Here is a 13,615-nt window from a genome sequence, read left to right as displayed (position 1 = left end):
AAGTGAAAGATGTTAATGGGGAGGTAAGTTTCTAATAAACCCCATTAGTTGTTATGTCTAAGCGCTTGGCTTTGTGACACAACGCCTCATACCTCGTACTAATTTCGAGTGGGCGGATTATCGCAGTGTTGGCTATGGTATTCAAGTAATTCTATAGGCTAATTTCTATTCGATGATGATTTTAGGAGTCACAAAGATCAATAACTCACGTTTTTGTTCAATACTCACCTTGTTTCGAAATAATCCTCCCATTACAGGCAGATCGCCAAGGATAGGAACTTTAGTAACATCATCGGTACTAATTTGTTGAAAGATACCTCCTAAAACAATGGTTTCACCATTTTCGACTAAAACTTGTGTTTTGATTTCTTGGGTATCAATAGCAACCGCAGGACCTGTTGATGTAGAAACCGTTTCGCCACGGGTATCTTGAGTCACAATCAAGTCTAAGATAATCCGGTTATCCGGCGTAATATGCGGGGTGACTTTAAGGCTCAAAACCGCTTTTTTAAACTCAACTGAGGTGGCGCCGCTAGATGTGGCTTGGACATAAGGTATCTCGGTCCCTTGTTCGATATAGGCTTCTTGTTGATTAGCGACGGTAATGCGTGGGCTGGCAATGATTTCCCCCTTGTTTTCAGACTCGAGGGCAGAGAGCTCTAGATCTAAAATGGCCCCATCGATTAAACTAGCAATCTGCACACCTACTCTACCAGCAGCATTGGTCACCGGTAAACTCACATTGAGACGGTCAGACAGCTCTGCGTTGATGAATCCGCCATTTGCAATATTGTTCGCTCCAGCTGCTGAGCCAGAGAATGTATTCCCATTTGATTGACTGCCTGAAAAGCCCCATCTTACACCGAGTTGCTCATCGACATTATCACGGACGGTAACCATACGAGATTCAATTAAGACTTGTTTGACGGGAATATCTAATTCGTTGAGTAAACTTTGTGCCTCGTCTAACGAGCTTTGAGTATCTCTAAGGAGTAGGGTGTTAGTCCGACTATCGACAGCAACTGAGCCTCGTGCAGATAGAATGCCACCTTGTGCAGATTTGAGAATGTTGGCCATATCTTCGGCCTTGGCATAATTCACTTTAATATTTTTTGACAGTAAAGGTGCGAGTTGTTGCACTTGCTGCTGAGATTGTAACAATGCGGTTTCTTGGGCGGTGAGTTCGTCTTGGGGAGCAATTAACAAAATATTACCTTCGATACGTTTATCCAAACCGCGAATTTTCAAGATCATATCCAACGCTTGGTCCCAAGGGACATCTTTTAAATTAATGGTGACATTACCGACCACAGAGTCGGTAGTCACCAAATTAAAGTCATTAACTTGCGCGATAATTTGGAGTATTTGACGAACTGGGACATCTTGGAAATCCAAAGAAATCGGCTTTCCATCATAGCCTGCAACTTGCTGATGTAGTTCGGATTTTTGTTCTGTAGGCGCTAAAGTCAACCATAAACGGTTGGCCTCTTGTACTTGTGTGATAGTGATTAATTGGGAAGCACGAATCGCTAAGGTAACTTCGTTGTCAGTACTAAAACTCTCAATATTTTTAATACTTGTGGCAAATTGACTCACATCAAGCACGGCTAGTTGGTCAGGGTTTAGCGTTAGCTGGGGAAAGGTGAGTTTGGTTTCTGTTCCGCTTTGCATAATGTTGCTCAAAGGGGCGGTTTGGTTAAAGGTGAGCTCTAACACACCTTGACCTTGTTCATTACGTAAAAAGTTAATCTGCTCTAACGAGGTTTGGGCAGGTTTAGCTGAGCTTGGTACGAGGACTTCTGGGCGACCACTTTGCTGAACATTTTCTAATGCCCATACTTTGGCGCTTAAGATCATACACATAACACCTACTAAACTTGCGTAGACCCAAAAGCTAGTGCGTTTTTGGTGGTGCGCGCATGCTTGCATAATATGTTCGACATAGCGGATTACAGGGGGAGTGGAATTAAGCATTGTCAGTATCTCCTGTACGCTGTGAACCTAGCGAAATGCGTTTCTTTTGGTAGCATCCTGCGCCATCTGGGATAAGTTGCAAGATATCAATATTTTGTGCACTAATTCCGGTGATCTCACCATGAAATAATCCTATATAATCGCCACGCTGAGCCTTGTGTACTTTGCCGTCATTAGTCGTGAATAACGCATATTTTTGATTGGCAGAATGCAGTACTCCAGAAAATTGGATGGCATCCACACCATAATATTCTAGTCCTTGTTTGGGGCGACTGAAATCAGGAGTAAGGCAGTTTTTTTGGACCACTTGTACTGCCATTGGGCTGTTTGTTATGGGTAATATGAAAGGGCTACGCAATGCCGTTGAGCGATACTCATACGGGGGGAGTGTGGCAAAGGTTGGTGCTGGTTCAATCGCCACTTGGGTTTGACTTTGCACACTGTGCGTAAACGTTACCAAATCATCGGTATTATGGGTACAGGCTGTAGTCACCACAACGAGGGCTATGATATACAATAAACGGTTCATAAAGGCTCCTGGGCTTCAATTTGCGTTACCGCTCGGTAAGTTTTTGCTTGAAGCTGTAAATACAAGCCGTCCGTTTCTTGTCTTAATATGAAATCATGTAATGTCACGATTCTAGGTAAGCTGGCTATTTTGGTAACAAATGCACCGAAATCATGATATTTACCTGAAACTTCTATTTGTATCGGCAGTTCAGTATAAAACTCCTTGATTAATTCAGGTTGCCAGTTCAAAAGCTTGAAACCTAAACCTGAAGTAGTACCAACATATGTGATGTCGTCCAATAAACCAGGAGTTTCATTACTCGTAGGAAGGGCTTTTAACATTGTCGAAAAATCAGCTTCGATTTGCTTCAGTTGTGCTTCATATGCTGCCAAATTAACTGCGATACGGTACTTTGCTTGATATTGGTTTTTCAGTGCTTGTTCTTGAGCCGCTGCTTCATCAAGTAGAGGAAGTTTTGGTTGAATGACGAGATAGAAGCTCAACCCTAAGACGCCTAGTGCCGTTAGTAAACACACAAATATTTTGATTTCTTTAGGCCAAATTGCGATGTCTTCAAAATCCAAAGCGTTGAGTTGTTTTAGTTGCTGGAAGTCAAAATTCATTGTGCCTCTCCGGTGGTAGTAGAGATGTTCAACCGAGGCGCAATATGGCTGGCGATATTAAACGTCAAACGAAAACGATTGACTCCTTGGGCTGAGTTAGGATCTGCAGTAATTGATGAAATTTCTGGGTCGACAAATATCTGAGAATCTCCTAAAGCACGCATAAATGCAGCTAGACGATTATTTGAACTCGATGTGCCTTCTAAAATGAGAATATTATCAATGCGATTAAGCTCTTGAAATACGATGCCACCTGGTATGATTTGAGCAAGTTCATCAATGATGATGGGAGTGGCATTACGAGAAATTTGCAGCTGTTCGATTAATTTCATCTTTTGCTCTAAGGCTTCTTTGCTAACACGAACGGCTTTAATTTTTTCGATTTTTATATCCAGTACGGCGATCTCTTGCTGTAAAAAAGCATTACGTGTTTGTTGGACAGAAAGTAAATGTTCTACACCTACTCCAATCAACCAAATACATATAAAAGCCAGACTTGCGATACTACCAAGTAACGCTAAATAACGTTTCTTTTGTTGTTCGCGTTGAGCCGTCCGCCAAGGTAATAAGTTTATCGATGACATGGATTAGTACTCCGTCCGGATAAACCGATAGCAAGGGTCATTAGCGGAAGTAAGTGCTCACATCTTTTTGCTAGTTCAGGTTTGTTTGCAGGCCAGTGCAAGGTCCCTTGAAATACTACTTGCGCACAAGGTACGCCAAGTTCCGTACTTAAAAAAGTGCAGATATTAGGTAGCATTGCAACGGCGCCAGATAGGACAATTTGCTGCGTGGTATGATCTGAGACAGTATGTTGCATGAGCTGTAATGCACGACTGATATTTTGCTGTAGTTGACTATAAAAAATTGGTAATACACGTTCTTCCCAACCATCGGGTAGGGTCTTTTCTGTGAGCTTCTGAACGGCTTCTTGACGTTCTAATTGGTAGGCTAACATAATGTCTTGGAGTAATGCTTCTGTACCAAAATTATGGTCTTTGGCATAAACAACGGTTTCATTCTCCAGGACTAATACATGTAACAACTGGGTACCGATATGTAAAAACACCGTGGTCTTTTGTCGATCTTGTGCGGGGTAAATGAGTTGATATGCATTGGCTAATGCATTCAGTTCCGTATCCACCACAACTGGGTTAAGCTTCTCTTCTCGCAATAATGTGTTGCGTGTATCTACCACATTACGATGGGCTGCCGTTAACAGGATATCTTCTTTACCTGAGTGTGTCGTACTTGCACCTAAGCTTTCAAAATCCAAATACACTTCTTCTAAAGGATAGGGAATAAGACTGTCAGCTTCGATCAATAATTGCTCTTCCAACCAATGATCAGCTAAGTTTTCCTCCATTTGTACCACTTTAGAAATAATAGATGGACCGGCCACGGCAATGACTGAATTCGCATGTTGGAGTTGTAATTGGTGTTTGATTTTTTTTAAGGTATGACTGATGGCATCAAAATCTTTAATGTCACGCTCAACAAAAGCATTACCAATGATATTTTCATGAGCACAGCCTAAAATCAAAAAACCATCTGCTTGGGGTTGCAGATAAATTGCTTTAATGGATGTAGACCCGATATCTATTCCCAATAAAGGTTTGGTTTTCTTGTTAAAAACGGTAAACTTCACAACGTTAATATCCTGTTTTGTTAAGCGAATCAGACTGTTGCTATATGTCAGCATGTTCGTTTCGAAAAATTCTTTCTGCTAACATCTGCAGAACATGATTTAGTTATAGCAAAGGAGACCGATATTATGGGTTCCAATAAACACACATACGTATAGAAATATATGACATAGGGAATTTTTTGCGCACTTATGCAGGCAATTATCAAGATATTCAGAACTTTAGTGGTGTTGTTTGGCATCGGTATAGCCGGTGGTTTAGTCGTTACAGCAGGCTTATATTTTTATCTTAAAGCTGATCTTCCTTCAGTGGATGTGTTGAAAGATATTCGCCTCCAAACACCCATGAAAATCTATACCAAAGATGGTTTATTGATGTCGCAATACGGTGTCAAACGTCGTATCCCTGTGGCGATTGAAGATGTGCCTGAAACCCTTATTCAAGCAGTATTGGCGACTGAAGATTCACGCTTTTACCAACATGAAGGTATTGACCCTATTGGCATGGCTAGGGCTGTGGTCAATTTGGTAGCCACTGGCGAAAAAGGTCAAGGAGGCAGTACCTTGACTATGCAATTGGCACGTGGGTTTTTCTTAACACGAGAAAAAACCTACATTCGCAAGATTAAAGAAATCTTCATTGCTTGGCACATTGAACAGACGCTGACCAAAGACGAAATTCTCGAACTGTATTTGAATAAAGTAGAATTAGGTCATCGTGCTTTCGGTTTTGGCGCTGCAGCACAAGTGTATTATGGTAAAACACTCTCTGAACTCACGCTTGCACAAACAGCAACACTCGCAGGACTACCACAAGCTCCATCAGTGCTAAATCCAATCAGTCGACCAGAACGGTCGGTAGAACGCCGTCGCATCGTTCTAGGTAGAATGTTGCGTGAAGGGTATATTGATAATGATACCTATAGAATCGCCCGTGATGAACCAGTAACGGCTCGTAAGCATGGGGCAGAGATTGAGATCAATGCCCCCTATCTAGGAAATCTAGTTTACAATGAAATGATTGAGATGTTCGGCAAGGAGCAAGCCGAAACCAACGGGTACAAAGTCTACGCAACAGCAACAAGTGAATTACAGCAAGCTGCCCAAAAAGCGGTGATTCAAAACTTGCATGATTACGATGAGCGTCACGGTTACCGAGGACATATCACGCACATCACAGATCTTCATTTAGAGTATCCTGAAGATGCAGAAACCTCAGTTGCAATCACCCTAAATGAAACGTCTTTAGCAGATGAGAGTGCAGCGGCAATTGATTTACCAGATAGTCAATATGCGACACCAGCAAAAATAGTCAATCCTGGCTTAGCGGAAATTGAATTAACCCCAGAAGAACAAGCGGAACAAGCTCGTCAAAAGCTCACTCAAAGTATCTTAGCGGATGAAGAGCGCACCATTTACTTACTTGACCAAATTGCGCCAATTCGTCCTATTATTCCAGCTGTTGTGTTAGATGTGTTTGCGCAAAGTGCGTTAGTGATGACACAAACAGGACAGCAAATCACACTCAATTGGCCTGGGTTGGCCTGGGCTCGACCTTATATTAACGATAAGCGCCAGGGGCCACACCCTGAATCAGCGGCTGCAGTTTTAGCGCTTGGAGATATTATTTATATTCGCGAAAAAACACAAAACGAATGGTACCTCAGTCAACTACCTGAAGTGAGTGGGGCGTTTGTTGCTTTGGATCCCAATACTGGGGCAGTGCAAGCAATCATTGGTGGTTATAACTTCTATCAAAGTCAGTTTAACCGAGCAACACAAGCAAAACGTCAAGTGGGCTCCAACATTAAACCATTTATTTATTCAGCGGCATTGGAGCATGGTTATACGCTTGCTAGCGTGATCAATGATGCGCCAATTAACCAATGGGATGCCAGTAGTGGTGTTGCTTGGCGACCGCAAAACTCACCGGCAGTCTACGATGGTCCGATTCGTATGCGAGTCGCTTTAGGTAAATCTAAGAACGTGGTATCCGTGCGCTTGCTCCGAGGTGTAGGGATTGAAAATGCGGCTCGATATTTGGCCAATTTTGGGTTTGATATTGATGAAATACCCAGAGATGAAACGTTGTCTTTAGGTTCAGGTTCACATACCCCCATGGAAGTTGCTACGGGCTTTGCTGTGTTGGCAAATGGTGGGTTTGCGATTGAGCCCTATTTTATAGAAAAAATAACAGACGCCGAAGACAATATTATTTGGCAAGCCCAACCTTTAGTTGCATGTCCCACATGTTTAGAACCCAAAGACGATGCGACCGAACCAGCAGCCTCGAATGATGCTTTTGTCCTAAATGATGACGCAGCCCTTGAAGAAGCTCTTGCTAAAGAGCTAGCGATGCTTGATGACCTGATGGATGCTGGTACAAATCAGACTGACATCGTTCAAAATAAAGCTCAAGAGACAGGACCTGAATACCTACAAGCACCTAGAGTGATATCTGAACAAAACGCTTTCTTAGTAAAGCATATGTTGAGCACAGCTGTTCGAGCGAATGGTAATTGGAACAAAAAGACGTATTGGTTAGGTACTGGTTGGCGCGCACGTAATATTCTACAACGCACTGATATTGGCGGTAAAACAGGAACAACAAACGACTCTAGAGATACTTGGTTTACCGGCTATGCGCCAGGTTTAGTTGCTACCAGTTGGGTCGGGTTTGATGATAGCCAAAGACAGCTTGGCAGTACTACCCGAAATCAAAACTTGGTCAATTTAAACCCAGAAAAGTTTAATTGGATTGGGAATGGTTTGATTGGCTCTGAAGACGGTGCCAAAGCGGCACAGCCAGCTTGGATACGCTTCATGGAAGTCGCTTTAGCCGATACGCCAGAAACACCACTAAACATTCCTCCTGCAGTCACGCAGGTTCGGATTGATAGAAATACTGGAAAATTGACAAAGCGTACTGACCATACAGCTATGTTTGAATTTTTTGCTGCAGGTACTGAACCGACTCTCATGGTTCGCGATGATCAAGTTATCGATCCACTCGATGATGCACAGACACAAGTTGAAGATGAAGATGATATTTTTTAGTGTCGGTCAATAATCAAACATCAATAATCAAAACACCATAGAACAACACCAACGACAATTAATGGACAACATTGAATGAAAAACGAATCGTTTTTATATATTCCACACGCAGGACCAGCTTTACTTGAAACCCCTTTGTTGAATAAAGGCAGTGCATTTTCTGAAAGGGAGCGTAAATCGTTTAACCTGATGGGCTTGCTACCCCCGCGTTATGAAACGATTGAAGAGCAAGTTTCGCGAGCTTATCAACAGTACAAAAGTTTTGATGAGCCCATCAACAAGCACATTTACCTGCGCGCGATACAAGATAATAATGAGACATTATATTTTCGGTTAGTCCAAACGCACATCGAAGAAATGATGCCCATCATTTACACCCCTACAGTTGGGGATGCCTGTGAGATGTTTTCGGATATTTACCGTTCTTCACGAGGACTCTTCTTGTCGTATCGTGAGCGCCATAACTTGGATGATATTTTACGCAATGTCACTAAAAGTAAAGTCAAAGTGATTGTCGTAACTGATGGCGAGCGCATTTTAGGTTTGGGCGATCAAGGGATCGGTGGCATGGGGATCCCTATTGGGAAATTGGCATTATATACTGCATGTGGTGGGATCAGCCCCGCTTACACTTTGCCAATTACGTTAGATATGGGGACCAATAACGAAAAATTACTTAATGACCCAATGTACATGGGTGAGCGACATACCCGTGTTGATAAAGAAACATATGATGAATTTATTGAATTGTTCATGCAAGCAGTGAAGCGTCGTTGGCCAGAAGCCATGGTCCAATTTGAAGATTTTGCCCAACCCAATGCCATGCCCATATTAAATAAATATCGTCACGACTACTGTTGTTTTAATGATGATATACAGGGGACTGCTGCTGTTGCTTTAGGCACCTTGTTATCGGCTTGTCGTTTAGCTAACAAAAAGCTTTCACAGATGCATGTTGCTTTTGTTGGTGGTGGCTCTGCAGGTTGTGGAATTGCCGAGATGTTGATTCAACAAATGGTGTATGAGGGGTTAGACGACACTGCTGCACGCCAAAGAGTATTTATGGTTGACCGCCATGGCCTCATAACATCAGGTATGATGGGTTTGATGGATTTCCAAGAAAAGTTAGCTCAGGATGGCTCAGCACTAACGGATTGGGATATTGCAGGTGAATATGCTTCTTTACTTGAAGTCGTTCAGCAAGCCAAGCCCGATATTCTAATAGGTGTTTCAGGTGTGGCAGGTTTATTCACCCAAGAAGTGATTGAAACCATGGCAAAAAATCACGATTTACCGATTATTTTCCCATTATCAAACCCATCTAAGAGGGTGGAAGCACACCCTAAAGATGTCGTCGAATGGACGAAGGGGCAGGTTATTTTGGCGACGGGGAGTCCTTTTGCTGATGTTGAATACAATGGTCAAGTATTTCCTATAGCCCAATGTAACAACAGTTATATTTTCCCTGGTATTGGTCTAGGTGCTTTGGTGGTTAAAGCAAAAGTAATAAGTGATGAAATGCTGATGGCTAGCTCAAATGTGTTAGCAGAGGTTTCCCCTATAGCGAATACTGGTAAAGGGGCTTTACTACCACCTATTACCGACATCCAAGATATTAGCAAGCGGATTGCTTTTGCTGTTGCTAAAGTGGCGATTGCCCAAGGTCACGCATTAGCTGTGGATGATGAAATTTTACAGCAAAGAATTGGCAAGTATTTTTGGACACCAAAGTATCGTGAATATAAACGTGTCAGTCTGTAAGTTACCGTTATGCTTTTCATAAAAACATAACGGTATGGGTATTTACCTTAGCCCTTAAATTTCTAGGGTAAATACTTTTGAGTTTCTTTGGAAATTATACAGCTCTTGTTTAGCACTCGGTAATACATCTTTATCCGCCTCTATGAAACCTTGCTCTAGGAACCAGTGCGCGGTCAAAGTAGTGAGGACAAATAGCGTATTAATATCTTGGAGGCGCGCTTGGGTAGACAAAGCTTCAAGCAAACGCTCACCACGGTTTTTACCGCGATACTGGGTATGTGTAGCAACGCATGCAATCTCCCCAAAGCCATCTGGATAAGGGTATAAAGCAGCACAAGCTATGATCATGCCGTCTCGTTCTATGACAGTAAACTGCGCAATTTCTTGCTCTAAACGCTCTCTCGAACGCTTGACCAATGCACCGCTCTCTTCAAGTGGTTTAATCAACTGTAATATGCCGCCCACATCTTCAATTTGTGCAGGCCGTAAGCGTTCGTAATGGTTTTCAGTCACAAGTGAGCCGGTACCATCACGGGTAAACAGCTCTTTAAGTAAAGACCCATCAATCGCAAAACTAACACAGTGCGCACGGGGCGTACCCGCTCTTACAGAATCAGCAAGAGCGTGAATCACAGAAGGTTCATTAATGAGTGCGTTTTCTGCAATCAGCTGCTCAAATTTAGCTAATTCAACATTGCGTAATAACGTATCATCTTGGGTAATCAGTCCTTTATGAGAGGAAAAAGCAATTAACTTATCTGCTTTCATTGCATCAGCAGCACAGGTTGCCACTTCTTCATGAGAAAGATTAAATACTTCACCTGTGGGGGAGTAACCAACGGGTGATAACAACACGATATAGCCATCATTTAGGTGATTTCTAATACCTTCTGAATCAATGCGACGCACATAACCTGTGTTTTCGTAATCCACACCATCACGAACCCCCATGGGTTTTGCTACCACTAAATTGCCTGAAGCTACACGAATCTGTGAACCGTGCATGGGGGAATTGGCGAGTCCCATCGTTAATAACGCTTCGATTTGAGAACGAACAGAGCCAGAGGCGTCTTTGACACACTCTAATGTAGTTTTATCGGTGATCCGTACATCATCGTTAAAACGTCCTTGAATTTGGCGCATAGCGATACGTTCTTCGATTTGTGGACGAGCACCATGGACGATGATTAAACGTACGCCTAAGGAGTTCAATAGCGCAATATCGTGAATGATCGTTGGCAAGTTGTCACTCGCTACAGCTTCACCACTGAGCATAATCACAAACGTTTTACCCCGGTGCGCATTGATATAAGGCGCTGAGTTTCGGAATAATGAAATCATGTCTAAGTGACTTAGAACCATACTACTTCTCTATCTAAAAGCATGGGGATGGACTGTCCCCTTATGTTTTAATTAAGGCTGAGTCGCTTGCTGTGCCGCAACAAACTGTTGTGCTGCACTGACGGCTTGTGCCACCGGCTCAATCCCTGTACCACCTAGGATATTGCGTTTATCAACGAGATATTCTAACTGTAATATCGGGTATACATCTTCCTCGATCACCGCTGAAAACTGTTGTAATTCGGCAACGGAAAGCTCTTCTAAAGGTTTGTGTTGACTGATAGCAAATACCACTGCTTGGCCTGAGATATCATGGGCTGTCCGGAAAGGAATCCCTTTGTCAACCAAGTAATCAGCTAGTTCTGTTGCATTTGCGTAACCTTGTTGTGCAGCTTGTTGGCAACGCTCCTTATCAACCACCACACTATCTAATACTTCAACCGCAATAGACAAACAAATATGCCATTGGGTTACCGCATCCATAGCGCCTTCTTTGTCTTCTTGCATATCTTTGTTGTAGGCTAAAGGCAAACCTTTCATAGTCACCAAAAGCCCTTGTAATGAACCAAACACACGGCCACATTTACCACGCATTAGCTCCAACGCATCTGGATTTTTCTTTTGTGGCATAAGGGATGAACCAGAGGTTACTGCATCACCTAATTGGATAAAGCCAGATTCGCCAGAGTTGTAGAAAATCATATCTTCAGCCATACGTGATATATGCATCATGCTGGTGGAAGCACAGAATAACAGCTCTAGGACAAAATCTCGGTCAGATACTGCGTCCAGACTATTCGTACAAGGCGCAGTAAAACCCAATTGATCGGCTATAGCTTGGCGATCAACAGGGTAGGTTGTCCCTGCTAATGCACCACAACCTAAGGGGCTAAAGTTCATTCGAGCAAGTGCATCATCCAAGCGCGATACATCGCGTTTAAACATTTCTACATAAGCCAGTGCCCAGTGGGCAAAACGCACAGGTTGTGCACGTTGTAAGTGCGTATAACCCGGAAATATAATGTCTTGGCTACGGGCTGCTAATTCGGTCAGTGCAGCGATAACGCCTACTAAATCGGTACGTAACATGGCTATATGGTCTTTACACCACAGTCTAAAGTCAGTAGCAACTTGATCGTTACGGCTACGTCCGGTGTGTAATTTACGGGCAATATCGCCTAGTGTTGCTGTCAGTTCAGCTTCAACAAACGCGTGAATATCTTCTTCTTGAGTTTGACTGAAGTCTAAGGTGCCAGCTTGCGCTTGGTCTAATAGTGATTGTAAACCCGCCTCGAGTTGAGTTTGCTCATCAGCAGTTAATACACCAGCACCTTGTAAGGCACGAGACCAAATAATTGAACCAAAGATATCCTGGCTTGCCATTACTTGGTCAAAGCCAATAGAATCATTTACTTGGCGAAACATATTACTGCTTCCACCACTAAAGCGACCGCCCCATAAAGCCATGTTATTTATCCTTTTAGTTATTTTTTATCAGCGTCGTGCATTGCTTTAATGCGTGAAGATAAGCTGAATAAACGAATAAAGCCTTCGGCGTGAGATTGGTCGTAGACATCGTCGGCACCAAATGTTGCAAAATCTTCAGAATATAGTGAATTAGGTGATTGACGCTGAATAACCGTCGCTGTGCCTTTATATACTTTGACCACGATTTCGCCCGTAACTAACTGGGCAAAAGAATTTGCTGCAGCTAACAAGGAGTCGTTTAAGGCAGTAAACCAGCGGCCGTCATACATGACATGTGAAAATTCTAGGCCTAATTGCTCACGGAATTTTAATGCTGATTTATCAAGTACTAGGGTTTCTAGTGCTTTATACGCTTTCATTAACACCGTACCGCCAGGAGTTTCGTAACAGCCACGCGACTTCATGCCCACAAGACGGTTTTCTACAATATCAATCCGTCCAACACCATGCGGTGCCGCTAAGTTATTTAACTCAACCAAGGCGTCATAGGCACTCAGTGCTTGGCCGTTAACGTGAGTTAATTCACCTTCTTTAAAGGTTAAGTTAATCTTTGCTGGAGTATCTGGCGCATCCATCGGATCAGTGGTTAAGGTCCAAACACCTTTGGTTGGCTCACACCAAGGATCTTCTAATTCGCCACCTTCATGTGATATGTGCCATGCATTGGCATCACGGCTGTAGATTTTGGTTGCAGAAGCCGTCGTCGGAATATTGCGCTCGGCGAGATAATCCAACAAATCTTCACGTGACACCATATCCCATTCACGCCATGGCGCAATAACAGTCAATTCTGGCGCTAGTGCAGCAAATGCACCTTCAAAACGCACTTGGTCGTTACCTTTACCAGTACAACCGTGGCATAAAGCATCCGCACCGACTTTACGAGCTACTTCAACCTGAGCTTTAGCGATAACTGGACGTGCCATAGATGTGCCTAGCAGATATTCACCTTCATAGACAGCACCCGTTTTAATCGTAGGGAAAATAAAATCTTGCACAAACTCTTGTTTCAAATCAACAATGTGGCATTCAGAAGCCCCAGAAGCGATAGCTTTCTCATGCAAGCCTTCTAGCTCTTCATCGCCTTGACCAACATCTGCAGCAAAAGCAACCACTTCACAGTTATAATTTTCTTTTAACCATGGCACGATGGCTGACGTATCTAAGCCACCCGAATAAGCTAAAACAACTTTTTTGATTGTCTGTTTTGACATA

Annotated in this window: 10 protein-coding genes; 2 read left to right on the top strand and 8 right to left on the bottom strand. The window is 43.0% G+C overall.

Annotated features, from left to right (window positions below):
- Positions 1-165: 165 nt before the first annotated feature.
- The 5 genes from NLF92_RS09935 to pilM form a co-directional block, all read right to left on the bottom strand.
- Entirely contained in the window at positions 166-1,863 is a 1,698-nt protein-coding gene (locus NLF92_RS09935; protein WP_432420222.1) for a type IV pilus secretin PilQ, read from the bottom strand.
- A 103-nt stretch (positions 1,864-1,966) separates the two neighbouring features.
- Positions 1,967-2,503: a pilus assembly protein PilP gene (locus tag NLF92_RS09930; RefSeq protein ID WP_254101384.1), complete on the bottom strand. Its 537-nt coding sequence runs from the start codon at positions 2,501-2,503 to the stop codon at positions 1,967-1,969.
- Complete coding sequence (locus NLF92_RS09925) at positions 2,500-3,108, bottom strand: type IV pilus inner membrane component PilO (protein WP_254101381.1); 609 nt, start codon at positions 3,106-3,108, stop codon at positions 2,500-2,502. The genes NLF92_RS09930 and NLF92_RS09925 overlap by 4 nt, the downstream gene beginning before the upstream one ends.
- Entirely contained in the window at positions 3,105-3,692 is a 588-nt protein-coding gene (locus NLF92_RS09920; RefSeq protein ID WP_254101379.1) for a PilN domain-containing protein, read from the bottom strand. Before NLF92_RS09920 ends, NLF92_RS09925 begins: the two co-directional genes overlap by 4 nt.
- Complete coding sequence (pilM, locus tag NLF92_RS09915) at positions 3,680-4,756, bottom strand: type IV pilus assembly protein PilM (RefSeq protein WP_254101377.1); 1,077 nt, start codon at positions 4,754-4,756, stop codon at positions 3,680-3,682. The genes NLF92_RS09920 and pilM overlap by 13 nt, the downstream gene beginning before the upstream one ends.
- Positions 4,757-4,957: 201 nt before the next feature.
- Between pilM and NLF92_RS09910 the strand changes: the two genes are divergently transcribed.
- Both NLF92_RS09910 and NLF92_RS09905 read left to right on the top strand, forming a co-directional pair.
- Entirely contained in the window at positions 4,958-7,810 is a 2,853-nt protein-coding gene (locus NLF92_RS09910; RefSeq protein ID WP_432420221.1) for a penicillin-binding protein 1A, read from the top strand.
- 75 nt (positions 7,811-7,885) lie between these two features.
- Positions 7,886-9,571 carry an NAD-dependent malic enzyme gene (locus NLF92_RS09905; RefSeq protein ID WP_254101373.1) on the top strand — a complete coding sequence of 562 codons (1,686 nt, stop codon included), beginning with the start codon at positions 7,886-7,888 and terminating at the stop codon, positions 9,569-9,571.
- A gap of 54 nt (positions 9,572-9,625) precedes the next feature.
- Here NLF92_RS09905 and argA read toward each other — a convergent pair whose 3' ends face one another.
- Genes argA through NLF92_RS09890 form a run of 3 tightly spaced genes read right to left on the bottom strand, consistent with a single transcriptional unit; the run spans position 9,626 to position 13,614 of the window.
- Positions 9,626-10,933, bottom strand: coding sequence for an amino-acid N-acetyltransferase (argA, locus tag NLF92_RS09900; protein ID WP_254101371.1), 1,308 nt, complete (start codon positions 10,931-10,933; stop codon positions 9,626-9,628).
- Positions 10,934-10,984: 51 nt separating this feature from the next.
- Positions 10,985-12,379 (bottom strand): argininosuccinate lyase, encoded by a 1,395-nt coding sequence (gene argH / locus NLF92_RS09895; RefSeq protein WP_254101369.1) that lies wholly within the window; start codon positions 12,377-12,379, stop codon positions 10,985-10,987.
- A gap of 17 nt (positions 12,380-12,396) precedes the next feature.
- Positions 12,397-13,614 (bottom strand): argininosuccinate synthase, encoded by a 1,218-nt coding sequence (locus NLF92_RS09890; RefSeq protein WP_254101367.1) that lies wholly within the window; start codon positions 13,612-13,614, stop codon positions 12,397-12,399.
- Between the last annotated feature and the right edge of the window lies 1 nt (position 13,615).

The sequence above is a fragment of the Opacimonas viscosa genome, assembly GCF_024199005.1.
In the GTDB taxonomy this organism is placed as follows: Bacteria; Pseudomonadota; Gammaproteobacteria; order Enterobacterales; family Alteromonadaceae; genus Opacimonas; species Opacimonas viscosa.
Note: the sequence above shows the minus strand (reverse complement) of the source record. Positions and strands in the feature narration are given on the sequence as shown.

Excerpts from the sequence above, each read along its gene's own strand:
- NLF92_RS09930 (WP_254101384.1), bottom strand. The coding sequence starts at position 2,503 with ATGAACCGTTTATTGTATATCATAGCCCTCGTTGTGGTGACTACAGCC.
- NLF92_RS09925 (WP_254101381.1), bottom strand. The coding sequence starts at position 3,108 with ATGAATTTTGACTTCCAGCAACTAAAACAACTCAACGCTTTGGATTTT.
- argH (WP_254101369.1), bottom strand. The coding sequence starts at position 12,379 with ATGGCTTTATGGGGCGGTCGCTTTAGTGGTGGAAGCAGTAATATGTTT.
- NLF92_RS09935 (WP_432420222.1), bottom strand. The coding sequence starts at position 1,863 with ATGTGTATGATCTTAAGCGCCAAAGTATGGGCATTAGAAAATGTTCAG.
- NLF92_RS09905 (WP_254101373.1), top strand. The coding sequence starts at position 7,886 with ATGAAAAACGAATCGTTTTTATATATTCCACACGCAGGACCAGCTTTA.
- NLF92_RS09890 (WP_254101367.1), bottom strand. The coding sequence starts at position 13,614 with ATGTCAAAACAGACAATCAAAAAAGTTGTTTTAGCTTATTCGGGTGGC.
- argA (WP_254101371.1), bottom strand. The coding sequence starts at position 10,933 with ATGGTTCTAAGTCACTTAGACATGATTTCATTATTCCGAAACTCAGCG.
- NLF92_RS09920 (WP_254101379.1), bottom strand. The coding sequence starts at position 3,692 with ATGTCATCGATAAACTTATTACCTTGGCGGACGGCTCAACGCGAACAA.